This window comes from Kribbella sp. NPDC049584, from assembly GCF_040675555.1.
Taxonomy (GTDB): Bacteria; Actinomycetota; Actinomycetes; order Propionibacteriales; family Kribbellaceae; genus Kribbella.
Genome location: NZ_JBFAPF010000002.1, coordinates 770809 through 792903, shown reverse-complemented (window position 1 = coordinate 792903; position 22095 = coordinate 770809). Strand labels below are relative to the sequence as shown.

Genomic DNA, 22095 nt, shown 5'->3' with positions numbered 1-22095 from the left:
AGAGATAGCGTGCTCGGGGTGAGCAGACTTCCACGGAGTACGCCAGAAGCCCAGGGGTTGTCCGCCGCGGCGCTCGACAGTTTTGTCGGGGCGCTCGACGCCGGCGAGCCGGAGATCCAGACCATTATGCTGCTGCGGCACGGGCAGGTCGTCCTCGAGGAGGCCTGGGCGCCGTACCGGCCGGAGGATCCGCACCTGCTGTTCTCGGTGTCGAAGAGCTTCACGTCGACGGGCATCGGGCTGGCGATCGACGCGGGTCTGCTGTCGCTGGACGACCAGGTGATCTCGTTCTTCGAGCCCGACGAGCTGCCGGAGACGGTCAGCGACAACCTGGCCGCGATGAAGGTCCGGCACCTGCTGACGATGACGACCGGGCACTCGCAGGACACCGTCGAGGCGCTCAGCCGCGACCGCCGGATGGTGAAGATCTTCCTCGGCCTCGAGGTGGCCCACGAGCCCGGCACGGTGTTCGTCTACAACAGCGGCGCGACCTACATGCTGTCCGCGATCCTGCAGCGGCTGACCGGTGAGCGACTGCTCGACTACCTGCGACCGCGGCTGTTCGAGCCGCTCGGCGCGACCGAGGCGACCTGGCAGGTGTCGAGGGAAGGCATCACGACCGGCGGCTGGGGTCTCAGCATCAACACCGAGTCGCTGGCGTGCTTCGGGCAGCTCCTGCTGCAGCACGGCGAGTGGAAGGGCGAGCAACTCGTCCCCGCCGAGTGGTACGAGGCGGCCACCTCCAAGCAGGTGCCCAACGACACCGAGGAGAACCCGGACTGGAAGCAGGGCTACGGCTTCCAGTTCTGGCGCGGGCGGCACAACACGTACCGCGGCGACGGCGCGTTCGGGCAGTTCTGCCTGATCTTCCCGGAGTACGACGCTGCGCTGATCGTCACCAGCGCGACCACCGACATGCAGGGGATCCTGAACACGGTCTGGGAGTATCTGCTCCCCGCGCTCGAGGGCAAGGACGTCCCGTCGGTGTCCCGCCCGTCGCGGCTGGAGTTGTTGCCGCCGACTGGTTCAGCGCCGGCAGGTGGCGACGGGCGGACGTACCGGTTCACCGGTCCCAACGATGCCGGGCTGACCGCCGTAAGGCTCGACCCGGACGGCACCGGGGTCTTCACCTTCGAGGAGTTCGGCGGGGGCGGATCGCATGACATCGTCTGCGCGCCCGGCGATTGGCGCGAGCAGTCCGCTCCGGGCACTGTCAACGACGCAAGCCCCGAAGCCGGGATGCGGGTCGTGACCAGCGCGTACGGCGACGGCGACGCGTTCGTGGCCACGATCCGCTGGGTCGAAACGCCGTTCGTTGCCACGTTCACCTGTCGGGTCGCCGGTGATTCGATGACCGTCGACGGCAAGCTCAACGTGTCGTTCGGGCCGACCGAGTTCACGCTGACGTCCGAGGTGTGATCCGCGTCATGTCACAAAGCTGAGGTCGCCGCGTGTCCTCCGGGTCGTCACAGCAGACGACGGAGGATGACATGAAGGTCTTGGTAGCAGGTGCGACCGGTGGACTGGGCCGGTCGTTGGTGCCGCAGCTGATCGCGGCCGGGCACGAGGTGACCGGGATGACCCGGTCCGAGTCCGGCGCGAGCAGCGTGCGGTCGTTCGGGGCGGACGCCGTACTCGCGGACGGGCTCGACACCGCCGCGGTCCGCGCGGCCGTGGAGAAGGTCCGTCCGGAGGTCGTCGTCCACCAGATGACCGCGCTCAAGGGCGGCATCGACTTCAAGCACTTCGACGACAGCTTCGCGATGACGAACCGGCTGCGGACCGAGGGCACCGACAACCTGCTCGCCGCATCCCAGGCTGCCGGCGTACGACGGTTCGTCGTCCAGTCGTACGCCGGCTGGAACTTGCAGCACGGTGGATCCGCCACCAAGACCGAGGCGGACCCGCTCGACCCGAACCCGGTGCCCGCGCAACAGCAGACGATGGCCGCGATCAAGCACCTCGAATCGGCGGTCCTGAACGCCGACGGGATCGAGGGCGTCGCGCTGCGGTACGGCAGCTTCTACGGCCCGACCGGCGACATCGGCAAGGGCGGCTCGATGGTGGAGATGATCCAGAAGCGCCGCCTGCCGCTGATCGGCGACGGCACCGGGGTCTGGTCGTTCATCCACTACGACGACGCGGCGTCAGCGACCGTGAAGGCGGTCGAGAGCGACGTGACCGGGGTGTTCCAGATCGCGGACGACGACCCGGCGCAGGTGGCGGTCTGGTTGCCGGAGTTCGCCCGCATTCTCGGCGCGAAGCCGCCGCGGCACGTGCCGGCCTGGATCGGGCGGCTCGCGGTCGGCGATGTCGGGGTCGCCGCCTTCACCGAGATCCGCGGGGCCGACAACACGCTGGCGAAGCAGACCTTCGGCTGGCAGCCCGGGTACGCGTCCTGGCGGGAAGGCTTCCGCAAGGGGTTGTGAGGCAGCCGACGGTGGGGGATCTCGGTCCCTCACCGTTTGCCGAATCCGGTGAGAGGATTCCTTTACTTTCGCGTTACACGCGAGGACGACCGCTGAAACCGGCACGTCCTGAACTGGACAAGACCCGCCGGGACGGCGGGGCGCCCCTAGGGTTCCGCTGCTGGTCGAGCTGACGGCAGGACTGGTCCGAGAGGGGAGGCGGTGCTCGCAGCAGAGTGCCGTTCCACGGCGGGACAAAAGCCCGGGAGGCCTTGAAGGCCCCGGGTTGCTGTGTGCATTCCGGGCCTAACCAGCGGAGGCCGGAATGCCAGGATCCAGCACAGCATCCCCCGAAACACTGACCATCGATCAGGTCGGCGCGCGCGATCTCGGCCAGTTCGGCTACGCGCAGCAGCTCTCGCGCCGGGTCGGCAGCTACGCGTCGTTCGCGGCCGGCTTCTCGTTCGTCTCGATTCTCACCACGGTCTTCCAGCTCTTCGGCCTGGGCTTCGGCTTCGGCGGTACGGCGTTCTTCTGGACCTGGCCCGCGGTCCTCGCGGGACAGTTGACGGTGGCGTTGTGCTTCGCCGAGCTCGCGGCGCGGTACCCGTTGTCGGGTGCGATCTACCAGTGGGCCCGTCGTCTCGGCGGGGCCGTGGTCGGCTGGTTCGCGGGCTGGACGATGGCGATCGCTCAGATCATCACGCTGGCCACCGCGGCGATCGCCCTGCAGGTCGTTCTGCCCGCGGTCTGGCCCGGGTTCCAGCTGGTCGGCAGCGACCCCGCGCTCGCGTCGAAGGACGGCGCCGCCAACGCCGTACTGCTCGGCTGCATCCTGCTCGCCGCGACCACTGTGCTGAACGCGACCAGCGTGCGGATCACCGCGGTCGTGAACTCGGTCGGGGTGACGTGTGAGCTGATCGGCGTCGTTCTGATCGTCATTTTGCTGACGATGCGCGCCGAGCGCGGTCCGTCCGTCGTACTGCACACAACGAACCTGGACAGCACGACCGGGTACGTCGTACCGCTGCTGATCTCGGCGCTGATGGCGGCGTACGTACTTGTCGGCTTCGACAGTGCGGGCGAGCTCTCCGAGGAGACGCACAAGCCGCGCGCGACGACACCGCGGACGATCATCCGGGCGGTCGTTGCCTCCGGTATCGGTGGTGCGTTCCTGATCGTCGCGGCACTGATGGCCGCGCCTTCGTTGACCGACGGCAATCTGGCCACGCAAGGCCTCCCCTACGTGCTGACGAGCAGGCTCGGCACGACGCCCGGAAAGCTCCTGCTGCTCGACGTCGCTCTCGCGGTCTGTGTCTGCACGCTGGCGATCCAGACTGCCGCGGCCCGGATGATCTTCTCGATGGCCCGCGACAACGTCCTGCCGGGATCGCGTCAACTGCGCAAGGTGTCCGAGCGGACCGGCACGCCGGTGGCCGCGACCGTCGTCCCTGGCGTGCTGGCCGCGGTCTGCCTGGTCGTAAACGTAGGGAACGCGGGCCTGTTCCTGGGCCTCGCGAGCGTCTGCATCATGTTGCTGTACGTCGCGTACCTGATGGTGACTGCGCCCTTGCTGGTACGCCGCCTGACCGGCGGCGGTCTGGCCGCCGGAGTCGACGAGAACGGCAAGCCGCTGTTCTCGCTCGGACGCTTCGGTCTGATTGTCAATACCGTCGCGGTCGCGTACGGGCTCGCGATGGCGATCAACCTCGGCTGGCCGCGCGCCGAGGTCTACGACCCGGCCGGTGACGGTTGGTACCTCCACTACCTCCCGCTGATCACCCTCGCCGTCGTCGCCGCCGGCGGGCTCCTCGCGTACCGGACGCAGCGCACCGCGTACTACGCCTCCATCGGCGTGCCGCTCCGCACAGCCGCGCCGGCCGTCGAGGCAGAAGGAGCCAGCGCGTGAACCACGAGATTCCCGGCGGTGCTGCCTGGTCCGTGCCTGTTCGTGCGGGACGCACCGTCACGCTGACTGCTCTGGCCGACGGCGCGAATGCGACGGTGCTGATCATCGGCGCCGACCGTCTCGACCGCCTCAACATCCCCGACACCCTGAAGTCCCAGATGTCCGCACGGATCAAACCCGGCATGGTCCTGATGTCGGACCGCGGACTCGCCCTGGCGACCGTCATCGCCTCGACCCTCGACTGGCACGACTGCCTCACCGGCGCCCTGCCCGACCGCGTCCTCCTGCTAGAACTCGCCAAGCACGGCTTCGCTGAAGCGGACCTGCACGGCTGCATCAACTTCTTCAGCAAGGTCGCCGTCGCGGACGACCCGCGGGCCTCACTCGCCTACATCCCCGACCACGCCCATGTAGGCGACACCGTCACCCTCCGGGCCGACCAGGACCTCCTGATCTTCGTCTCGACCGCACCCCACGCACTATCGGACGGCCCAGCCGCAAGCATCGCCGTACAGCTCGAATCGCCTGCACACGTTGAAGATCCCGTCCTGCGCGAGGAAGCGGTCCGCGCACTGCGTCTGACCCGGGAGCTGATCGCATGACCATCACCGCGACGACCGTCGCTCTCGACTCCGTGGTCGAAGCCGGCGACGGCGCACTCGTCAGCGTGCCGGCCGGTGGGCGCCTGCGGATCGTCGACTTGCGCGGGAACCAAGCCGTCGACACGCTCTTCTACGACGCCCACGACATCGACAACCGGTACTCCGCCTTCGACACGATCCGCGAGCAGCGCGCCGTGTTCCTGACCGCCGGATCGCGTCTGATCTCGACCAGGCTCGACGAGCTCGCTGTGATCACCGACGACACCTGCGGCCGGCATGACACCGTCGGCGGCGCCTGCTCCCAGGAGAGCAACGTCATCCGGTACGGCGAGTTCACGCGTCACCAGCACGCCTGCCGGCAGACGTTCCTGCGGTACGGCGCGCAGGCCGGCATCGGCCAGCGTCAGCTCACCCACAACATCAACTTCTTCATGAACGTACCGGTGACGTCGGGCGGCGGGCTGACGTTCGAGGACGGGCTGTCGGCGCCGGGCAAGTACGTCGAGGTCACGGCGAGCCGCGACCTGTTCGCGCTGATCAGCAACTGTCCGCAGATCAACAATCCTTGTAACGGCTGGGACCCGACGCCGATCCAGCTGCTGGGCTGGTGGTGACGTTGGCCGTCATCACAGTAGTTGCCCAAGGCACCCAAACCACCGTGCAGGATCTCGCCGGCCGGCCCGGCCTGTGGGATGTCGGCGTACCGCCGTCCGGAGCCGCCGACGAACTGACGTTCGCCCTGCTCAACGCCGCGGTCGGCAATCCGGACACCGCGGCCGGACTCGAGTGTGTGCTCACCGGACCGGTGCTCATCTGCGACGAGGATCGGCTGGTGTGCGTCGGCGGCGCGGTCCGCAGTGCGACTGTCGACAAGCTGCGCATCAGGCCCGGGATGGTCATCCGGTGGCCGGCCGGCTCCGTGCTGGACATCGGCCCGCTCGACGGTCCCGGGATGCGCGGGTACGTGGCGATCCAGGGCGGCCTCGACGTACCACGGGTGCTCGGCAGCCGGTCGACGTTCATCCTCGGCGGCTTCGGCGGTCACGGCGGGAAGCCGCTTGAGGCCGGCGATCAGATTCCACTGGGTCGGCAGGAGAATCTGCTGTCCCCGTTGTCGGTGGAGCTGCCGACGATGTCGGACTCCTGGCAGCTGCGCGTGATTCCCGGACCTCACGGAGCGCCCGAGCATCTGACCACCGAGGGCGTCGATGAGTTCTTTGCCACCAGCTGGATCGTCGACCATCGGTCCGACCGCACCGGCGTCCGGCTGATCGGACCGACGCCCGGCTGGGCGCGGACCGACGGCGGCGAGGCCGGTCTGCATCCGTCGAACGTGCACGACTCGGCGTACCCGGTCGGCGGCATCATGCTGTCCGGCGACACCCCGGTCATCGTCGGGAAGGACGGCCCGTCCCTCGGCGGGTTCGTCGTACCCGCCGTCGTGATCGAGGCCGACCGGTGGATGCTCGGGCAGTTGCGAGCCGGCGACTCGGTGCAACTAGTTCCGGTGACACTAGTTGCAGCGACCGAGGCGATCGAGCACCGCCGACGGTGGCTGACGGATCTGCGCCAGGAGCCGACCTCCGTCGCCGTTTCGACCGGTACGCCGAGTCGTCCGGAGATCCTCCACCACGGCGAGCGGTCCGCGACGGCGCCGTCGTACACGATCAGATGTGCCGGTGAGCGACACCTGCTCGTCGAGGCCGGACCGGCCGAGCTCGACCTCACCGTCCGGGTCTGGATCCACCTGCTGGCCCAAGCCCTGCGGGAGGACAAGCCGGCCGGCGTCGCGGAGATCGTCGAGGGCGTACGGTCCGTGCTGGTCGCGGTCGACTCGTCCCGGCTGTCACTGGCCGCGCTCGCCGAACGGCTCGCGTTCCTCGCCGCCGGACTGGACGATCCCGAGACCGTGGTGCTGCCGGCCCGCGAGGTCGTGCTGCCGATCGCGTTCGATCATCCGGAGGCGCACGAGGCGATGCGCCGGTACGCGACCTCGGTCCGGCCGGACGCCCCGTGGTGCCCGGACAACGTCGAGTTCATCCGGCGGGTCAACGACCTCGACACGCGGGACGAGGTCTTCGAGATCGTCCAGGCCGCGACGTACCTGGTGGTCGGCCTCGGCGACGTCTATCTCGGTGCGCCGGTCGCGGTCCCGGTCGATCCGCGGCATCGGCTCGTCACCACGAAATACAACCCGGCCCGGACGTGGACGCCGCAGAACGCGGTCGGGATCGGCGGGATCTACCTGTGCGTGTACGGGATGGAGGGTCCCGGTGGGTACCAGTTGGTCGGACGGACCGTCCCGGTCTGGCGGCTGTCCCCCTCCGACGAGCAGCCTTGGTTACTGAGGCAGTTCGACCTGATCAGATTCACGCCGGTCAGCGCCGAGCAACTCGCCCACGAGCGGGCCGAGATCGCCGCCGGACGGGCAGACCTGAAGACCACCCCGGCGACGTTCTCGATCTCCGACGTACGCCGGATCGAGCAGGAGGCACCTGTGGACATTGCGACCGTGCGGGCCAGACGCCGCGCCGCGTTCGAGGCCGAGCGGGGCAGGTGGGGCGCATGAACAACGAGTGGATCACCAGGGTCGACGCGGTCGAGCCGGCGGACGGGCCGCTGCGCGGCCTGACGATGGCACTCAAGGACAACATCGATCTCGCCGGGGTGCCGACGACGGCCGGGGACCCGCGCAACTTGCAGCCTGCCTTGGGCAACGCGTTCGTCGTCGATCAGCTGATCGCGGCCGGTGCCGTACCGCTGGGGAAGACGAACCTCGATCAGTACGCGACCGGCCTGGTCGGCACGCGATCGCCGTACGGCGCTTGTCACTCGGTCTTCTCCGAGCAGCACGTGTCGGGCGGATCGAGCTCGGGCAGTGCGGTCGCCGTCGCGAGTGGGCAGGTCGATTTCGCGCTCGGCACGGATACCGCCGGCAGCGGGCGGGTGCCTGCGGCGTTCAACCGGCTCATCGGGATCAAGCCGAGTCGAGGTCTCGTGTCGGCGCGCGGCGTCGTACCGGCGTGCCGCTCGCTCGACTGCGTGACGGTGATGGCCCGGGACGTGGCGACCGCGCGGGCGGCGTACGACGTGATGGTTGCCTATGACCCCGATGACGCTTGGTCGCGGCGTGCCATGGATCTGCCTCGCCCTCGGGGCGGGCGCGTGATCGGCGTACCGGATATTGGGTTGGACCTGGATCCGCTGCACGAGGCCGCGTGGCAGGAGACGCTGGCTGAGGCTCATCGGCTTGGTGAGGTTGTGAAGGTGGACGTGCGGCCGCTGTTGGAGGCGGCCGAGCTGCTGTACTCCGGGCCGTGGCTGGCCGAGCGGTGGCTCGCGTTCGGGGACAAGCTCGACGATGACCCGGCCGTCGATCCCACAGTGCGGGCGATCGTGCGGGGCGGCGCGGCGATAACCGCGTCCGCGGCGTTCGCAGGCTTCGATCGGCTCGCGACGCTCGCCCGGGCTAGTGAGCATCTGTGGACGCAGCTCGACGCGCTGCTGCTCCCCGTCACACCTGGGCATCCCACGCTGGCGGAGGTCGCGGCGGATCCCATCGGTGCGAACAGCCGGCTTGGCCGGTTCACGAACATGGTCAATCTGCTGGATCTGTGCGCGGTCGCGTTCCCGGGGCCGGATCGGGCCGACGGCCTGCCGTTCGGGATCCAACTGCTGGCACCGGCCGGGCACGATGATGCGCTGATCGATCTGGCGGCGCTGTGGTGCGGTGAACCTGTGCCGACACGAGCTGTTGAGACTGACGTCCTGCTGGCGGTCGCGGGCGCGCATCTGTCCGGACAGCCGCTCAATGACCAGCTGGTACGGCGTGGTGCTCGGCTCGCGTTCGGTGCGCGCACCGCGTCGTCGTACCGGATGTATCTGGTCGACGGGCCTCGGCCTGGGTTGACCAGGACGTTGACGGACGGGGACGGTCCGGGGATCGAGGTTGAGGTCTGGCGGATGCCGGCGACTGAGCTGGGCGGATTCGCCGCGACCATCGATCCGCCGCTGGCGATCGGGCCGCTGGAGCTCTCGGACGGACAACAGGTCTTCGGCTTCGTATGCACCGCGGACGCTGCGGACCCGGCCCGCGACATCACCTCAGCGGGAGGCTGGCGCGCGTACCTGTCCGGGCGCTGAGCCTAAGGTTGGTGGGCATGAGCCTGACTCCCGCCGAACAGAAGGTGCTGGACCGGATCGACGAGGACCTGCTGGTCCGGGTCACGCAGGACCTGGTCCGCGCCCACGGGCAGAACCCGCCCGGCGAGGAGGCCGCCACCACGGCCGTCCTCGCCGCGGCGGCCCGTGAGCTCGGGCTCGACGTGCAGCTGTCACCGGTCGAACCCGGCCGCGACAACGTCACGATCACGCTTGCCGGAGGCAACAATCCCGGCCTGCTGCTGCTCGGCCACACCGACGTCGTCCCGGTCGGCGACGGCTGGACGGTCGACCCGTACGGCGGCCTCCTCCGCGACGGCCGCATCTACGGCCGCGGCACCTCCGACATGAAGGGCGGCCTCGCCGCAGCCCTCACCGCCCTGGCCGCCCTCCGCGACACACCCCTGTCCGGGCCCGTCGAACTAACCGCAGTAGTAGACGAAGAAGAAACCGGCAAGGGCATCCGCGCCTACATAGCTCACTCGCAGCGGCAGTACTTCGGATGCATTACCGCTGAACCGACTGATCTACAGACCATCATCGCCGCCCGTGGTGACTCTTATCTTCAGGTTTCCGTGCATGGTCGTGCCTCGCATGCTGGCAACCCGGATGGCGGCGCCAACGCGATCTACGGTGCGGCTGCCGTCGTCGCCGAGATCGAACGCCTGCATGCGGAGCTCGCGACTGCACCCCACCCCCTGCTCGGCCCGGCGACCTGGAGCGTCGGCCAGATCAACGGCGGTACCGGCGGCTCGATCGTCCCCGCCGAATGCGTGATCGTCGCCGACCGCCGCCTCCTCCCCGGTGAGTCTCCCGCCGAAGTACTCGCCGACCTCGGCCGCCGCGTCGCCGCCCTGCACCTCGAGGATCGCGGCCTGACCGTCGACCTCGCCATGCCCATGGAGATGCCCGCCTTCGAGACCGCCGACAACGCCGACCTGGTTCGCGTCACCGAAGCCGCACGCCTCGACGGCGGCGGTCAGCCGATGCCGCTGGCCGGCTGGACCGCAGCCTGCGACGGCGGCTATATCGCCCGCGACCTCGGCATACCAGTGGTCGTCCTCGGTCCCGGCTCCGTCACCACCCAGGCCCACCGCACCGACGAGTCGGTCCCCGTCTCCGAACTCGTCACCGCAGCCCGCACGTACGCTCTGGCAGCTCTCCGCCTTCTCGCGTAGCCACCCCGCGGTCCGCACGTACGCTCTGGCCGCTCTCCACCTTCTCGCGTAGCCACCCCGCGGTCCGCACGTGCGCTCTGGCAGCTCTCCGGCTTCTTGCGTAGGCAAACCGCGGCGTGGGGTTTGACTCTGACACTGTGTGAGGTCGTAGACCGGCGGCATGAGGACAGCTGGAGAGATTGCTGAGCGGATCCGCAGCGGGCAGGTCTCGTCGCGTGAGGTGACTGAGCAGCTGCTAGATCGGATCGCCGACGACGACACGATCAATGCGGTGGTCGAGGTCCGGCCCGAGTACGCCCTGGCCGCCGCGGATGGAGCGGATGCGACATCGCCGGTCGGACCGCTGCACGGCGTGCCGATGACGGTCAAGGATTGCCTCAACGTCGCAGGCATGCACACGACCTGGGGCAATCCGGCGTTTGCGGAGTACGTCGCCGATCAGGACGCGACCGTGGTGGAGCGATTGCAGCGCGCCGGCGCGATCATCGTCGGGAAGAGCAACGTGCACACGATGCTCGCCGACTTCGGGCAGACCGTGAACGAGATCTACGGCCGGACGAACAACCCCGCCGACCTCAGTCGAACGCCCGGCGGTTCGAGCGGCGGCGGGGCGGCCGCACTCGCCGCGGACCTCACCTACCTCGAGTACGGCTCCGACCTCGTCGGCTCGATCCGGCTCCCAGCGGCGTACTGCGGGGTGTACGGGCTCAAACCGACCAACGGTCTCGTCCCGCAACGCGGCTTCCAGGTCCCCGGTACGCCGTACCTGCCGAGCGAACTGCCGAACCTGTCGACACTCGGCCCACTCGCCCGCTCCGCCGCCGACCTGCGCATCGCTCTCCGTGCGACCGCCGGCCCCGAAGCGCCGTACTCCTGGCAACTGACGCCGCCGCGGCACCAACGACGACTCGAGGACTTCCGCGTCGGCGTCGTGACCGATCACCCGTCAGCGCCGGTCTCCGGCGAGGTCGGCGACGCGATGGCTGCCACGGTCGACCGGCTTGCCCGGAGCGGCGCGAAGATCATCGAAGGCTGGCCGGACGAGGTGGATCCGGGTGAACAGGCTGAGGAGTTCGGTCGGCAGGTCGGTCTGTTCTTCGCACTGCACGGAGGCGAACCGACGGAGCTGACCGTCGACGAGCTGCTCGCGACCGAACGCGCGCGGATGCTCGCGCGGGCCAAGTGGCAGCGGTACTTCGAGAACGTCGACGTCTTCCTCTGTCCGACCAGTTTCACCGTCGCCTTCCCGCACGGCTCGACGACAATCGACGGGCAGCCGTACGACGCGCAGGTGTTCTGGATCTCCCACGCCTCATTGATCGGCCATCCCGCGCTCAGCATGCCGATCGGTCGCACCAAGGGCGATCTGCCTGTCGGCGCTCAGGTCATCGGTCCGTGGCACGAAGACGACACCGCGATCACCTTCGCGGAACTGCTGGCTGGTTGACTGCATCCCATGTTCGCGATCGGTGAATTCGCGCGGCACGGACGGGTGTCGATTCGCATGCTGCGGCACTACGACGCCCTCGGCCTGCTCCGGCCCGCGTACGTCGACCCGTCGACCGGTTACCGCAGTTACACCGCCGGGCAGTTCGCCGAGCTGAACCGGATCGTCGCGCTGAAGGATCTCGGCTTCACGCTCGAACAGGTCGGCGCGCTGATTGCAGACAATCTCGGTCCGGCCGAGCTGCGCGCATTGCTGACCATGCGACGAGCAGAACTGCAGACGACCGTGGCCGAGAGCTACGCGCGACTCGCGCAGGTCGAGTCGCGGCTGCGCGGTCTGGAGGCCGACGTGCCGCCCGCGGACATCGTCGTCAAAGAGCTCCCCGCCGTGCGGCTGGTTGGTCTGACGGCGACCGCGGCGAGCTTCACACCCGACGACATCACGCCGGTGGTGCGCCCGCTCTGCGCGGAGCTCGGTCGACGGTTGCCCGATGCCGACGTACGTCCGTCCGGCCGGTTGACCTGTCTGTACGAACGCAATCAGGAATCCGAGGACGAGGTCCTCGTCCGGGCGACCGTCCCGGCCGCTGTCGAGGCCGGGGGCAACCTCAATGGACTCGACGTGATCGACCTGCCGGCGATGCGAGCCGCGACGCTGGTGCACCGCGGACCGATCGATCAGGTGTTGCCGGCGTGGCAGGCGTTGGCGCGCTGGATCGACGACAACAACCATCGCGCGGTCGAACCAGCGCGCGAGCTCTACCTCGACACTCCGGAGGACCCGGCCGACTGGGTCACCGAACTCCAGGAACCGATCAGCTAGCCGGATCCTTCTCGGCGAGTGATGCCAGGCCGGCAACGATGACCGCGATGCCGAATTCGAACCGCTCGTCACCGGCGGCGCCGGACGTCAGTGCGCCGGACAGAGCCACGGTCAGCGGGAAGCGGTCGGCCGGCAGCGACTCGAAGTACGACCGGAGACCGCTGACGAATCGCTCGACATCGTCGGGCGTCCAGTCCGTCGCGCTCTGCACCGTCTCCTCGAACGCGACCGCCGTCACGTAGAGCGGAATCAGGTCGACCGCCCACGCCGCCGCCTGGTCAGGGATGTTGCCGGCCTTCAGCAGCGTCAGCATCCGCTCCGTGCTCATCAGCGCCCGCTCCCCCAGCGGTACGGCGCCGATCGCGGCCCGCGCGACGCCGGGATTCGCCCGCATCGCGCGCAGCATCTCGCGCATCATCGCCTTCAACTGCTCCTGCCAGCGGGCCGGATCCACCGGCTCGTCGTACTTCATCTGCGCCGCGGCCCGCTCGACCAGGAGCTGATCCAGCTCGCGCTTGTTCGCGACGTGTGCGTAGAGCGAGGCCGGTCCGGTGCCGAGCGCCTGCGCGACCTTCCGCATCGAGACCGCCTCGTACCCCGACTCCACGAGCACCCGCATGGCGGCGTCGACGATCCGCTCCCGGTTGAGCGGCTCCTTCGGCGTGCGGCTGGGCTTCGCGGGGGTGATCGGCTGCCACGGGGATTGCGTCATACGAACACTGTACTTGACGCGAACAGTGTTCGGTAGTAGAACAGTGTTCGTCAACGAACACCGTTCGCAATTTCTTCGAGGGGGCAACTATGAGCACCGCACTGGACAACCCGCCCGGAACCACAAGCGTCGCGCGGGGTACGCCGTACCGCTGGCGCTGGATCGTGCTCGCGACGATCCTGATCGCCGAAATCATGGACCTGGTCGACGCGACGATCGTCAACATCGCCGCCCCCTCGATCCGCGCCGACCTGGGCGGCTCCGAGTCCGCCATGCAATGGATGCTGGCCGGCTACACGCTCGCCTTCGCGATCGGGCTGATCACCTTCGGCCGGCTCGGCGACCTGGTCGGCCGCCGGCGGCTGTTCGTGATCGGCGCCCTCGGGTTCACCGTCGCCTCCGCGGTCTGCGGCCTCGCGACCAGCCCCGAGCTGCTGATCGGCAGCCGGGTCGCGCAAGGCCTGCTCGGCGCGGTGATGATCCCGCAGGGCTTCGCGATCCTGAAGTCGATCTTCCCGTCCGACGAGCTCGGCAAGGCGTTCTCGATGTTCGGACCGGTGATGGGATTGTCGGCGGTCGCCGGCCCGATCCTGGCCGGCGTACTGATCGACGCGAACTGGTTCGACGCCGGCTGGCGCACGATCTTCTTCATCAACGTGCCGATCGGTGTCGCTGCCCTCGTCGGCGCGCTGAAGTTCATGCCTGAGGTGAAGACGCCCGGCGCCTCCCGCCTCGACACCGCCGGCGTGCTGCTGGTCAGCCTCGCCTCGGGGCTGCTGATCTACCCGCTCGTCCAGGGCCGCGAACTCGGCTGGCCGCTGTGGACGATCCTCATGTTGGCCGGCTCGATCGTCGTCTTTGCGCTGTTCGGCTGGCGCGAGCGCCGATCCGGCAACCCGGTCATCGACCCGTCGCTGTTCCGCAACCGCGGGTACGTCGCCGGCCTCGGTGTGATCACCACGTTCTTCCTTGCGATGAACGGCTTCATGCTCGTCTTCAACCTGTTCACCCAACTCGGGCTGCACTACAGCCCGCTGAAGGCCGGCCTCGCGATGGTGCCGTTCTCACTCGGCATCGCGATCGGCGCCCCGCTGTCCGGCGGCCTGCTCGCCCCGAAGCTCGGCCGCAAGGCGCTGCAGCTCGGTGTGGCGGTGATGACCGTGGCGATGGCCGGCGTCTGGTTCACGCTGCACACCTACGGCGACGCGACAACGATCTGGAACCTGGTGCCGGCGACGCTCGCGACCGGGATCGGCGCCGGACTGGTGTTCGCTCCGCTGTTCGACATCATCCTGGCCTCGATCGACGACCAGGCCGCCGGTTCGGCGTCCGGCGTACTCACCGCCATGCAGCAGTACGGCGGAGCGATCGGCGTCGCCGTGATCGGCACCGTGTTCTTCCAGCTGCTCCCGGCGCACGCGTTCCTCGGCGCCACCAAGACATCGGTCCTGGTCGCGATCGGGCTCTTCGTGGTCAGCTTCGCCGTCACCTTCGCCCTCCCGAAGCGGGCGCGCGAATCAGCGGTCAGCCACGGCTGACGAAACCTTCCTTCACCAACCAATCCATGGCGACGTCGGCGGGCTCACGTCCGTCGACGTCGACCTGTGCGTTGAGGTCGATCAGCACCGGGTCCGTCAGCTTGTCCGACACCGGCTGCAACAGATCCCGCAGCTGCGGGTACTTGTCCAGCACCTTCTTACTGATCACCGGAGCCACGTTGTACGCCGGGAAGTACTTCTTGTCGTCCTGCAGCACCACGAGGTCGAGCGACTTGATCCGCCCGTCGGTCGTGTAGATCTCGCCGAACAAGCAGTCCCCGTGACTCGTCGCGGCGTACACGGCACCGGTGTCGAGGGTCCGCACGTTGTTCCGCGGTACGGCGGAACCCAACGGGACGCCGTAGTGCTTGAGCATCGGCTCGAACCCGTCGTTCCGGTTCGCGAACTCGGACTCGACGCAGAACGTCCGCTCCTTCGCCGGCAACGACGCGATCTGGGACAGCTTGGTCAGGTGCAGTCGCTCGGACTCCTTGCGGGTCACCGCGAAGCCGTAGCTGTTGTTCATCGGCGCCGGCTTCAGCCAGATCAGGCCGTACTTCTCCGCATCCTCCGCGCGCACGGCGTCGTACTGCTTCTGCTTGTCGGGGATGCCGGTCTCGTGACCGAGGTACGAGATCCACGCAGTGCCGGTGTACTCCCAGGCCATCTGGATCTGGCCGCCGATCATCGCCTGCCGCGACGTGTCGCTGCCCGGCATGTTGGTCAGGTCCTGCACATGGGCGCCCGCCGACTGCATCAGGATCGCGGCGATCTTGCCGAGGATCAGCTGCTCCTGGAAATTCTTCGACCCGATCGCGATCGTCAGCCCGTCCAGGCTCTTCACCGACCGCAGCTGACCTTGAAGAGCACCGGTCGGCACGAAACCTCCGCTGGTGCCGAGGCCGCAACCGGACAGGACCAAAAGCAACGCGGACGCTGCCGCGACCAGCCGCTTCATTCGAGCCCCCTCGGCCGGGTGACCTCTTCGAGCACTCGCCCCGCCCAGTCGATCAGCAACGCCAGTGCAGCAACGAGTACGGCGCCACTGATCAGCACTGGATACCTGAGCAGCCGAATGCCGGTCGTGATCAGACTCCCCAATCCCCCGGCGTCGATGAACGTCGCGAGCGTTGCGGTACCGACAACCAGGACCAGCGCAGTACGAATGCCGGCCATGATGACCGGTACGGCGAGCGGCAGCTCGATCCGTCCCAGGACGGCGACGCTCGACATGCCCATCCCCCGGCCGGCCTCGACCAGCGTCGGATCGACGCCTTGCAGGCCGACGATCGTGTTCCGCAGTACCGGCAGGATCGCGTACAGGCACAGGGCGAGGATCGCCGTCCAGAAACCGAAACCGAGCCAGATCGCCAGCAGCACGATCAGGCCGATCACCGGTGCGGCCTGACCGGCGTTCGCCAGTGCGACCACCAGCGGGGCGGCGCGACGGGACCGGGGCCGAGTGAGTGCGATGCCGAGCGGTACGGCGATCAGCAGCACGATGATCGTGGCGACAGCCGTGAGCTCGAGGTGTTCGAGCGTCAACTGGCCGACCACTTTCCATTCGAGCTGTCGTTGCTCGATCGAGTCGAGCTCGGCCTGGGACCGCCAGATCGCCCACACCCCGACGACGATCGCGACGAACAGCGGCTGCCCGATCAGCAGGCCCCACGACGGGCGGCGCGCACGGGTAGCGGCGAGCCCGGCGGCCGCCGCCTTCGTGTCAGCCAGGTTCTGCTTCGCCGGATGCTCCTCGGTCACTGTCACCGAGCGACCTCCTCCGGGTCCGCGGAACCGTTGCCGTCCTGGATCCGGGCCAGCACCGCCTGGAAGTCGACGACGCCCAGGTACTCGTCCCGCCGACCCGTGACGACGGCGCTGCCGTGGCTCGACATCAACATCGTGTCGAGCGCGTCGTTCAGCGTCGCGCGCCGGTCGATCGTGACCAGGTCGGTGTCCTCGTGCGGCGCCGGCACCCGGTCGACATCGGACAGGTCGGTGGTCCGCATCCAGTCCACCGGCCGCCGTCGCCGATCGAGGACGACGACCGAATCGTCACCGGCCTGGTTCGCGGCCCGCAGTACGTCGGGCGCCGGATCGCCGATCTCGGCGACCGTCGGCTGACCCAACTCGATCTCGCTGACCCGGCTCAGCGTGAGCTGTTTGAGCGCGGCGCCCGCGCCGACGAAGTCCGCGACGAACCGGTCGGCCGGGTTCGCCAGGATCGCCTCGGGGGTGTCGTACTGCGCGATCTTCGCGCCATCGGTCAGGATCAGGATCCGGTCGCCGAGCTTCACGGCCTCGTCGAAGTCGTGCGTGACGCAGACGATCGTCTTGCGCAGCTCCTCCTGGATGCTGAGCAGTTCGTCCTGCAACCGCTGCCGGGTGATCGGGTCGACCGCGCCGAACGGCTCGTCCATCAGGATCACCGGCGGGTCGGCCGCGAGCCCGCGGGCCACACCGACGCGTTGCTGCTGACCGCCGGAGAGCTCACGCGGGTAGCGGTTGCGGTACCGGTCGGGGTCGAGGCCGACGAGCTCGAGCAGCTCGCCGACGCGTTCGGCCGTACGGGCTTTGTCCCAGCGGAGCAGCCCCGGGACCAGCGCGATGTTCTGCGTGACGGTCATGTGCGGGAACAGGCTGCCGCCCTGGATCACGTACCCGATCCGGCGGCGCAGATCGTCGTCGTCCTGCCGGCTGATGTCCTCGCCGCCGATCCGGATGCTGCCGGACGTCGGCTCGATCAGCCGGTTGATCATCTTCAGCGAGGTGGTCTTGCCGCAGCCGGACGGGCCGACGAACATCACGATCTCGCCGGCCGGGATGTGCAGGGACAGGCCCTCGACCGCGGGTTTGCGCTGGCCCGGGTACCGCTTGACGACGTCGGTCAACTCGATGTCGACGCCGCTGATGGCCGGTTCGGTTTCAGGCACGGATACCCCTCGAGGTGGTCAGGCGGCCGACGAGCAGCAGCATGGCGTCCAGGATCAGAGCGAGCAGGACGACGCCGATCGTGCCGGCCAGCGCGGAGTTCAGAGCGTTCTTGCCACCGATCTGGGTCAGGCCGGTAAAGATGAAGCTGCCCAGGCCGGGGCCGAGCACGTACGCCGCGATCGCCGCGACCCCCATCGACATCTGGGCCGAGACCCGGACGCCGGCCAGGATCACCGGCCAGGCCAGCGGCAGCTCGATCCGGAGCAGGGTCCGGACCGCGCCCATGCCCATCCCGCGCGCGGATTCGATCAGCGTCGCGTCGACGCCGGACAGGCCGACGACGGCGTTCCGCAGGATCGGCAGGCAGGCGTAGAAGGTGACCGCGATCACGGAGGTTGCGGTGCCGATGCCGGCCAGCGGGATCATCAGGCCCAGCAGCGCGAACGAGGGGATCGTCAGGCCGACCGCGCTGACCGCGCCGGCCAGCGACGCCACCCGCGGATTACGGTGCACGACGACTGCCAGCCCGACCGCGATCACGGTGGCCAGCAGTACGCATTGAACGACCAGACTCAGGTGCTGGTAGCTCTGGTAGAGCAGTTGTGAATGACGCTCAGTGATGTAGTCCCACACGCGGTAGGCCGTACCCAACAAGCGTTGGATTCACACGGTGGGACAGGTCATACCAGAGTCCGGACATGCCGAAGCCCCTGGTCACCAGGAGGCGCCAGGGGCTTCAGGGGTAGATCAGTTGAACGAGTCGCCGCAGGCGCAGGAGCCGGTCGCGTTCGGGTTGTCGATCGTGAAGCCCTGCTTCTCGATCGTGTCCACGAAGTCGATCGACGCACCCTTGAGGTACGGCGCGCTCATCCGGTCGGTGACAACGCTCACGCCACCGAAGTCGGCCACCACGTCACCGTCGAGCTGACGCTCGTCGAAGAACAGCTGGTACCGCAGTCCGGAGCAACCGCCCGGCTGCACGGCGACCCGCAGCGCGAGGTCGTCGCGGCCTTCCTGGTCGAGCAGCGCCTTCACCTTGGCGGCGGCCCCGTCGGTGAGGAGAACACCAGTGGCGACGGCCTGCTCGGTCTGCGCTTCAGTCATCCCTGACTCCAGTCATCTGCTAAGTGCCGACAGCCAGCTCGTCAGCACGGAAGTCTCTTGTCAACACGAACCAACACAGCCCGGTCCGCGCTCATTCCCATGGTCGCACACCAATTTCACGGATCAACTACCACATCATCGAATGGCCGATCCCTGGTCAACGTGCCCAGGTGCGCGCGACACGCTCCGCGACCGTCGCGAGCGAGCCGTGCGGGTCCGCGAACGCCTGCTCCTCGCCGACCACGTCGACCAGCGCGTACGCCGACTCGACGCCCATCGTGCGCATCTCCCGCGACCCGATCAGCACCTTCCCGGCAAGTACGACGCAGGGCCGCATCGCGTCGTTCGCGACCTTCGCGACGCCGGCGATCACCTTCCCGTCCCGGGACTGGAAGTCGAACGCGCCCTCACCGCTCAGCACCAGGTCGACCCGCGCGGCCTTCTCCTTCAGCCCTGTGAGCTCTGCCACCAGGTCGATTCCGGAGACGCGCTCGGCGCCGAGCAGCAGCAACGCATACCCGAGTCCGCCTGCGGCGCCCGCCCCCTTCTTGTCAGCCGTCTTCCGATCGGCGAGCTCCGCGAAGTGCGTCAGCCAACCGTCGACCGCCGGCTTCCGATCGTCCCCGAGGCCCTTCTGCGAGCCGAAGATGTTGGTCGCTCCGCGCAGCCCGAGCATCGGGTTCTCCACGTCACTGGCCGCGACGAACTCGACTCCGGCGACACGGTCGCGCGCCGGCTCCAGGTCCACAGCTGTCAACCCGGCGAGCCCGGCAGCTCCACCATCCAAGTGACCAGACTCACCCGTCGCCCCGAGCGCGGCGAGCATGCCGGCGCCGGCGTCGTTCGTCCCCGAGCCGCCGAGGCCGAGGATGATCCGCTTCGCTCCGGCGTCGACCGCTGCGGCGATCAACTGCCCAACGCCGTACGTTGTCGCGTCCTCGGGCCGACGGTCCTTCGGCTCCACGAGATGCAGTCCACACGCCTGAGCGGTCTCGACGTACGCCGTCTCTCCGGCCATCAAGACCGTCGCCGGGGTGTCCTCGCCGAGCGGGCCACGGACCGTGACCGAGAGCAGCTTGCCGTCGACGACCGCAGACAGTACGTCGATGAAGCCGGGTCCGCCGTCCGCCATTGGCGCGACGAGTACCTCGGCTCCGGGATCGCGCCGCCGCCATCCTTCCTCGATGGCCGCAGCCGCCTCCACAGCCGTCAACGTGCCCGCGAACTTGTCCGGCGCAATCAGGATCCGCATGCCGCCATCCTCTCCCACCCGCCGACGTTGACGTCGTCGAGTGCCGCCAGTTGGATCGGTCGGCATGAAGACAGTCCTGTTCGCACTCCGGGTGAGTGATCTGGAACGCTCGCTCGCCTTCTACCGCACCGTCGGGTACGTCGACCTGGGCACGGTTCCGTTCGACGACGGGTCGAGCCTGGTCTGGCTGCGGCTTCCCGACGAGCCGGCGGTGTCGCTCGAACTGGTCCACCGCCCCGCTGACGGCGCGGTCGAGGTCAGCGGATTCCAGCACTTCGCGATCGAGGTCGAGTCGCTCTCACAGACTCTCGAACGGTTGATCGCGGCCGGCCTGCAACCCGGCGAGCCTGAACTGCCCGGCGGTCCCGAGGGCCCGAAGACCTCGTGGCTGCTCGACCCCGACGGCTACCGGATAGAACTCGTCGAGTGGCCTCCCAGCGGTCCGCCCACGTTCGAATGACGTCAACGTGGCCCACCACAGCGGCCGAGGCGATCGCTGTCCAGGAGAAGATGCGCGGGCTGGTGGAAGTCGTGGATGTGGGCCCGGCACCGCGGTATGTGGCGGGGCTGGATGTCGCGTACGACGGCGATCGGCTGGCGGCCGCGGTCGTCGTACTCGATCGGGAAACGCTCCGCGAGGTGGACCGCGCGGTCGTGCGTGGCGAGACGACGTTTCCGTATGTGCCGGGATTGTTCGCGTTCCGGGAGGTCCCGGCGTTGCTCGCCGCGCTGGACCGGCTCACGACGACACCGGACCTGTTGGTGTGTGACGGCCACGGGCTCGCGCACCCGCGGCGGTTCGGTCTCGCCTGTCATCTCGGCGTGCTGACGGGCATCCCGGCCATCGGTGCCGCTAAGACCACCTTCATCGGGTCCCACCGGCAGCCCGGCCCGGAACGCGGCGCAACCGCAGAGCTGATCGACGCTGACCAGGTAGTCGGGGCCGCGCTGCGAACCCAGGCCGCAGTCAAGCCGGTGTACGTGTCGATCGGACATCGCGTGAGTCTCCCGACCGCCGTCAAGCACGTCCTACACCTGGCACCGCGCTACCGCTTGCCAGAGACAACCCGCGCGGCGGACCGAGCATGCCGGGAAGGACTGCAGGATGGATGACACGCCAAGGGTGCCCGGATACACGCGACACGAGTACGGCGATCGCCTCGGCGCGACCGCCGTACTGCGGATCGGGGCAGCCGCAGCCGTGATGGACGGCGAGCGACTGCTCCTGACGAAACGCACCGACAACGGGGAATAGTGCATGCCGGGCGGCGCGATCGAACCCGGCGAACGCCCCGCGGAGGCCGCCGAGCGCGAAACCCTTGAGGAAACGGGGCTGTCCGTGCGAGTGACCGGTCTGATCGGCGTCTACTCCAACCCGGACGTCGTGGTCGTCTACCCCGACGGCAATCGCGTGCAGATCGTCGGCGTGGTGTTCCGCGCCGAGCCAGTCGGCGGCGAGGCCGGGACTTCGGCGGAGGTAAGCGAGTCCGGGTGGTTCACGGCCGAGGAAGCCGCCCAGCTGACAGTGATCGCCGGCCATCGGCCGCTCCTGCCTGCGGTGTTCGCGGGCGAGTTGTACTTCGACATGCCCAGCGCGTAACCGGGTCGCGCGCGCTGAGGGCTGACATGGGGTCAGCCGTGGCCTTTCGGGAGGTCGTCGGGGGTGTCTGCGTCGGTGCCGTCGGACAGGTCGTCGCAGGGGACCAGGTTGACGCGGTGGCTGCGGAGGTAGTCGCGGGCGCCTGCGTCGGCGTGAGCTGATGCGATGACCCCGTCCCAGTGCGTTCGCCCGATCAGCACCGGATGACCGGGCGAGCCCGCGTAGGTCGCCCGCACCAGCGCATCCGTGCTCGCCATCTCCAGGACCCTCCGGACACCAGCACTCGTCAGCCCAGGCAGGTCCACCGGCACAACCACAACCGCCCCAACCACACCCCCCACCTCCGGCGACCGGCCGGCGGCGGAGGAGGAGGCGGCGGCGGTGGGCGTGGTTGAGGTGGGTGTCGCGGAGGCGGCGGGCGTGGTTGA

General features: G+C 68.6%; 23 protein-coding genes and 1 riboswitch. Of the genes, 15 read left to right on the top strand and 8 right to left on the bottom strand.

All coding sequences use genetic code 11. From position 1 onward, the window contains the following. The first annotated feature begins 18 nt into the window (after window positions 1-18). From AB0J62_RS10500 to AB0J62_RS10455, 10 genes are all read left to right on the top strand, one after another. Window positions 19-1419, top strand: a complete 1401-nt coding sequence (locus tag AB0J62_RS10500) for a serine hydrolase (RefSeq protein ID WP_363867029.1) — start codon at window positions 19-21, stop codon at window positions 1417-1419. 71 nt (window positions 1420-1490) lie between these two features. After that, a complete protein-coding gene (locus AB0J62_RS10495) occupies window positions 1491-2429 on the top strand; it encodes an NAD(P)-dependent oxidoreductase (protein ID WP_363867026.1) in 939 nt (312 codons plus the stop codon). Between the two features lie 135 nt (window positions 2430-2564). Further along, a riboswitch (guanidine-I (ykkC/yxkD leader) is annotated at window positions 2565-2679 on the top strand. Between the two features lie 54 nt (window positions 2680-2733). Then, a complete protein-coding gene (locus AB0J62_RS10490; RefSeq protein ID WP_363867023.1) occupies window positions 2734-4317 on the top strand; it encodes an amino acid permease in 1584 nt (527 codons plus the stop codon). Next, window positions 4314-4919 (top strand): DUF1989 domain-containing protein, encoded by a 606-nt coding sequence (locus AB0J62_RS10485; protein WP_363867020.1) that lies wholly within the window; start codon window positions 4314-4316, stop codon window positions 4917-4919. Before AB0J62_RS10490 ends, AB0J62_RS10485 begins: the two co-directional genes overlap by 4 nt. Then, the gene (locus tag AB0J62_RS10480) at window positions 4916-5533 is read left to right on the top strand and encodes an urea amidolyase associated protein UAAP2 (RefSeq protein WP_363867017.1); all 618 of its coding nucleotides are present in this window, start codon (window positions 4916-4918) and stop codon (window positions 5531-5533) included. Before AB0J62_RS10485 ends, AB0J62_RS10480 begins: the two co-directional genes overlap by 4 nt. 2 nt (window positions 5534-5535) lie before the next feature. Further along, window positions 5536-7488 carry a 5-oxoprolinase/urea amidolyase family protein gene (locus AB0J62_RS10475; RefSeq protein ID WP_363867014.1) on the top strand — a complete coding sequence of 651 codons (1953 nt, stop codon included), beginning with the start codon at window positions 5536-5538 and terminating at the stop codon, window positions 7486-7488. Beyond that, window positions 7485-9062, top strand: coding sequence for an allophanate hydrolase (gene atzF / locus AB0J62_RS10470; protein WP_363867011.1), 1578 nt, complete (start codon window positions 7485-7487; stop codon window positions 9060-9062). Before AB0J62_RS10475 ends, atzF begins: the two co-directional genes overlap by 4 nt. A 17-nt stretch (window positions 9063-9079) precedes the next feature. Next, entirely contained in the window at window positions 9080-10258 is a 1179-nt protein-coding gene (locus AB0J62_RS10465) for a M20 family metallopeptidase (protein WP_363867008.1), read from the top strand. A 160-nt stretch (window positions 10259-10418) separates the two neighbouring features. After that, on the top strand, window positions 10419-11705 hold the full coding sequence (locus tag AB0J62_RS10460; protein WP_363867005.1) for an amidase family protein: 1287 nt from the start codon (window positions 10419-10421) through the stop codon (window positions 11703-11705). Window positions 11706-11714: 9 nt separating this feature from the next. Continuing rightward, window positions 11715-12527: a MerR family transcriptional regulator gene (locus tag AB0J62_RS10455; protein ID WP_363867002.1), complete on the top strand. Its 813-nt coding sequence runs from the start codon at window positions 11715-11717 to the stop codon at window positions 12525-12527. On the opposite strand, the gene AB0J62_RS10450 is transcribed toward AB0J62_RS10455, so the two are convergent. Continuing rightward, the gene (locus AB0J62_RS10450; protein WP_363866999.1) at window positions 12520-13239 is read right to left on the bottom strand and encodes a TetR/AcrR family transcriptional regulator; all 720 of its coding nucleotides are present in this window, start codon (window positions 13237-13239) and stop codon (window positions 12520-12522) included. The two genes, AB0J62_RS10455 and AB0J62_RS10450, sit on opposite strands and share 8 nt — an antisense overlap. 89 nt (window positions 13240-13328) lie before the next feature. On the opposite strand from AB0J62_RS10450, the gene AB0J62_RS10445 reads away from it, so the two are divergent. Beyond that, the gene (locus AB0J62_RS10445; protein WP_363866995.1) at window positions 13329-14777 is read left to right on the top strand and encodes a DHA2 family efflux MFS transporter permease subunit; all 1449 of its coding nucleotides are present in this window, start codon (window positions 13329-13331) and stop codon (window positions 14775-14777) included. Here AB0J62_RS10445 and AB0J62_RS10440 read toward each other — a convergent pair. The 6 genes from AB0J62_RS10440 to AB0J62_RS10415 all read right to left on the bottom strand — a co-directional run bounded on the left by AB0J62_RS10440 (window position 14764) and on the right by AB0J62_RS10415 (window position 20067). Beyond that, a complete protein-coding gene (locus AB0J62_RS10440; protein ID WP_363866992.1) occupies window positions 14764-15735 on the bottom strand; it encodes a glycine betaine ABC transporter substrate-binding protein in 972 nt (323 codons plus the stop codon). The genes AB0J62_RS10445 and AB0J62_RS10440 overlap by 14 nt on opposite strands. Then, the gene (locus AB0J62_RS10435) at window positions 15732-16544 is read right to left on the bottom strand and encodes an ABC transporter permease (RefSeq protein ID WP_363866989.1); all 813 of its coding nucleotides are present in this window, start codon (window positions 16542-16544) and stop codon (window positions 15732-15734) included. Before AB0J62_RS10435 ends, AB0J62_RS10440 begins: the two co-directional genes overlap by 4 nt. Next, window positions 16541-17710, bottom strand: a complete 1170-nt coding sequence (locus AB0J62_RS10430) for an ABC transporter ATP-binding protein (protein ID WP_363866986.1) — start codon at window positions 17708-17710, stop codon at window positions 16541-16543. Before AB0J62_RS10430 ends, AB0J62_RS10435 begins: the two co-directional genes overlap by 4 nt. Continuing rightward, window positions 17703-18344, bottom strand: a complete 642-nt coding sequence (locus AB0J62_RS10425) for an ABC transporter permease (protein WP_363866983.1) — start codon at window positions 18342-18344, stop codon at window positions 17703-17705. The genes AB0J62_RS10430 and AB0J62_RS10425 overlap by 8 nt, the downstream gene beginning before the upstream one ends. Before the next feature lie 114 nt (window positions 18345-18458). Continuing rightward, entirely contained in the window at window positions 18459-18815 is a 357-nt protein-coding gene (locus tag AB0J62_RS10420; protein WP_130446795.1) for an iron-sulfur cluster assembly accessory protein, read from the bottom strand. Between the two features lie 157 nt (window positions 18816-18972). Continuing rightward, window positions 18973-20067, bottom strand: a complete 1095-nt coding sequence (locus AB0J62_RS10415; RefSeq protein ID WP_363866978.1) for a glycerate kinase — start codon at window positions 20065-20067, stop codon at window positions 18973-18975. A 64-nt stretch (window positions 20068-20131) separates the two neighbouring features. Here AB0J62_RS10415 and AB0J62_RS10410 point away from each other — a divergent pair, with 64 nt between their 5' ends. Genes AB0J62_RS10410 through AB0J62_RS10395 form a run of 4 tightly spaced genes read left to right on the top strand, consistent with a single transcriptional unit; the run spans window position 20132 to window position 21667 of the window. Next, window positions 20132-20527: a VOC family protein gene (locus AB0J62_RS10410; protein WP_363866975.1), complete on the top strand. Its 396-nt coding sequence runs from the start codon at window positions 20132-20134 to the stop codon at window positions 20525-20527. Then, window positions 20524-21180 (top strand): deoxyribonuclease V, encoded by a 657-nt coding sequence (gene nfi, locus AB0J62_RS10405; RefSeq protein ID WP_363866972.1) that lies wholly within the window; start codon window positions 20524-20526, stop codon window positions 21178-21180. The genes AB0J62_RS10410 and nfi overlap by 4 nt, the downstream gene beginning before the upstream one ends. Next, window positions 21173-21322, top strand: a complete 150-nt coding sequence (locus AB0J62_RS10400) for a hypothetical protein (RefSeq protein WP_363866969.1) — start codon at window positions 21173-21175, stop codon at window positions 21320-21322. The genes nfi and AB0J62_RS10400 overlap by 8 nt, the downstream gene beginning before the upstream one ends. Before the next feature lie 3 nt (window positions 21323-21325). Further along, window positions 21326-21667 (top strand): NUDIX domain-containing protein, encoded by a 342-nt coding sequence (locus AB0J62_RS10395; RefSeq protein WP_363866966.1) that lies wholly within the window; start codon window positions 21326-21328, stop codon window positions 21665-21667. A gap of 32 nt (window positions 21668-21699) precedes the next feature. Here AB0J62_RS10395 and AB0J62_RS10390 read toward each other — a convergent pair. Continuing rightward, the coding region (locus AB0J62_RS10390) for an NTP transferase domain-containing protein (RefSeq protein WP_363866963.1) at window positions 21700-22095 on the bottom strand (396 nt) is incomplete at its 5' end.

Bases quoted from the DNA above. Each gene is read 5' to 3' on its own strand.
- AB0J62_RS10450 (WP_363866999.1), bottom strand. From the start codon at position 13,239: ATGACGCAATCCCCGTGGCAGCCGATCACCCCCGCGAAGCCCAGCCGC.
- AB0J62_RS10445 (WP_363866995.1), top strand. From the start codon at position 13,329: ATGAGCACCGCACTGGACAACCCGCCCGGAACCACAAGCGTCGCGCGG.
- AB0J62_RS10440 (WP_363866992.1), bottom strand. From the start codon at position 15,735: ATGAAGCGGCTGGTCGCGGCAGCGTCCGCGTTGCTTTTGGTCCTGTCC.
- AB0J62_RS10455 (WP_363867002.1), top strand. From the start codon at position 11,715: ATGTTCGCGATCGGTGAATTCGCGCGGCACGGACGGGTGTCGATTCGC.
- AB0J62_RS10395 (WP_363866966.1), top strand. From the start codon at position 21,326: ATGCCGGGCGGCGCGATCGAACCCGGCGAACGCCCCGCGGAGGCCGCC.
- AB0J62_RS10490 (WP_363867023.1), top strand. From the start codon at position 2,734: ATGCCAGGATCCAGCACAGCATCCCCCGAAACACTGACCATCGATCAG.
- AB0J62_RS10480 (WP_363867017.1), top strand. From the start codon at position 4,916: ATGACCATCACCGCGACGACCGTCGCTCTCGACTCCGTGGTCGAAGCC.
- AB0J62_RS10420 (WP_130446795.1), bottom strand. From the start codon at position 18,815: ATGACTGAAGCGCAGACCGAGCAGGCCGTCGCCACTGGTGTTCTCCTC.
- AB0J62_RS10410 (WP_363866975.1), top strand. From the start codon at position 20,132: ATGAAGACAGTCCTGTTCGCACTCCGGGTGAGTGATCTGGAACGCTCG.
- AB0J62_RS10465 (WP_363867008.1), top strand. From the start codon at position 9,080: ATGAGCCTGACTCCCGCCGAACAGAAGGTGCTGGACCGGATCGACGAG.
- AB0J62_RS10415 (WP_363866978.1), bottom strand. From the start codon at position 20,067: ATGCGGATCCTGATTGCGCCGGACAAGTTCGCGGGCACGTTGACGGCT.
- AB0J62_RS10495 (WP_363867026.1), top strand. From the start codon at position 1,491: ATGAAGGTCTTGGTAGCAGGTGCGACCGGTGGACTGGGCCGGTCGTTG.
- AB0J62_RS10460 (WP_363867005.1), top strand. From the start codon at position 10,419: ATGAGGACAGCTGGAGAGATTGCTGAGCGGATCCGCAGCGGGCAGGTC.
- nfi (WP_363866972.1), top strand. From the start codon at position 20,524: ATGACGTCAACGTGGCCCACCACAGCGGCCGAGGCGATCGCTGTCCAG.
- AB0J62_RS10400 (WP_363866969.1), top strand. From the start codon at position 21,173: ATGGATGACACGCCAAGGGTGCCCGGATACACGCGACACGAGTACGGC.
- atzF (WP_363867011.1), top strand. From the start codon at position 7,485: ATGAACAACGAGTGGATCACCAGGGTCGACGCGGTCGAGCCGGCGGAC.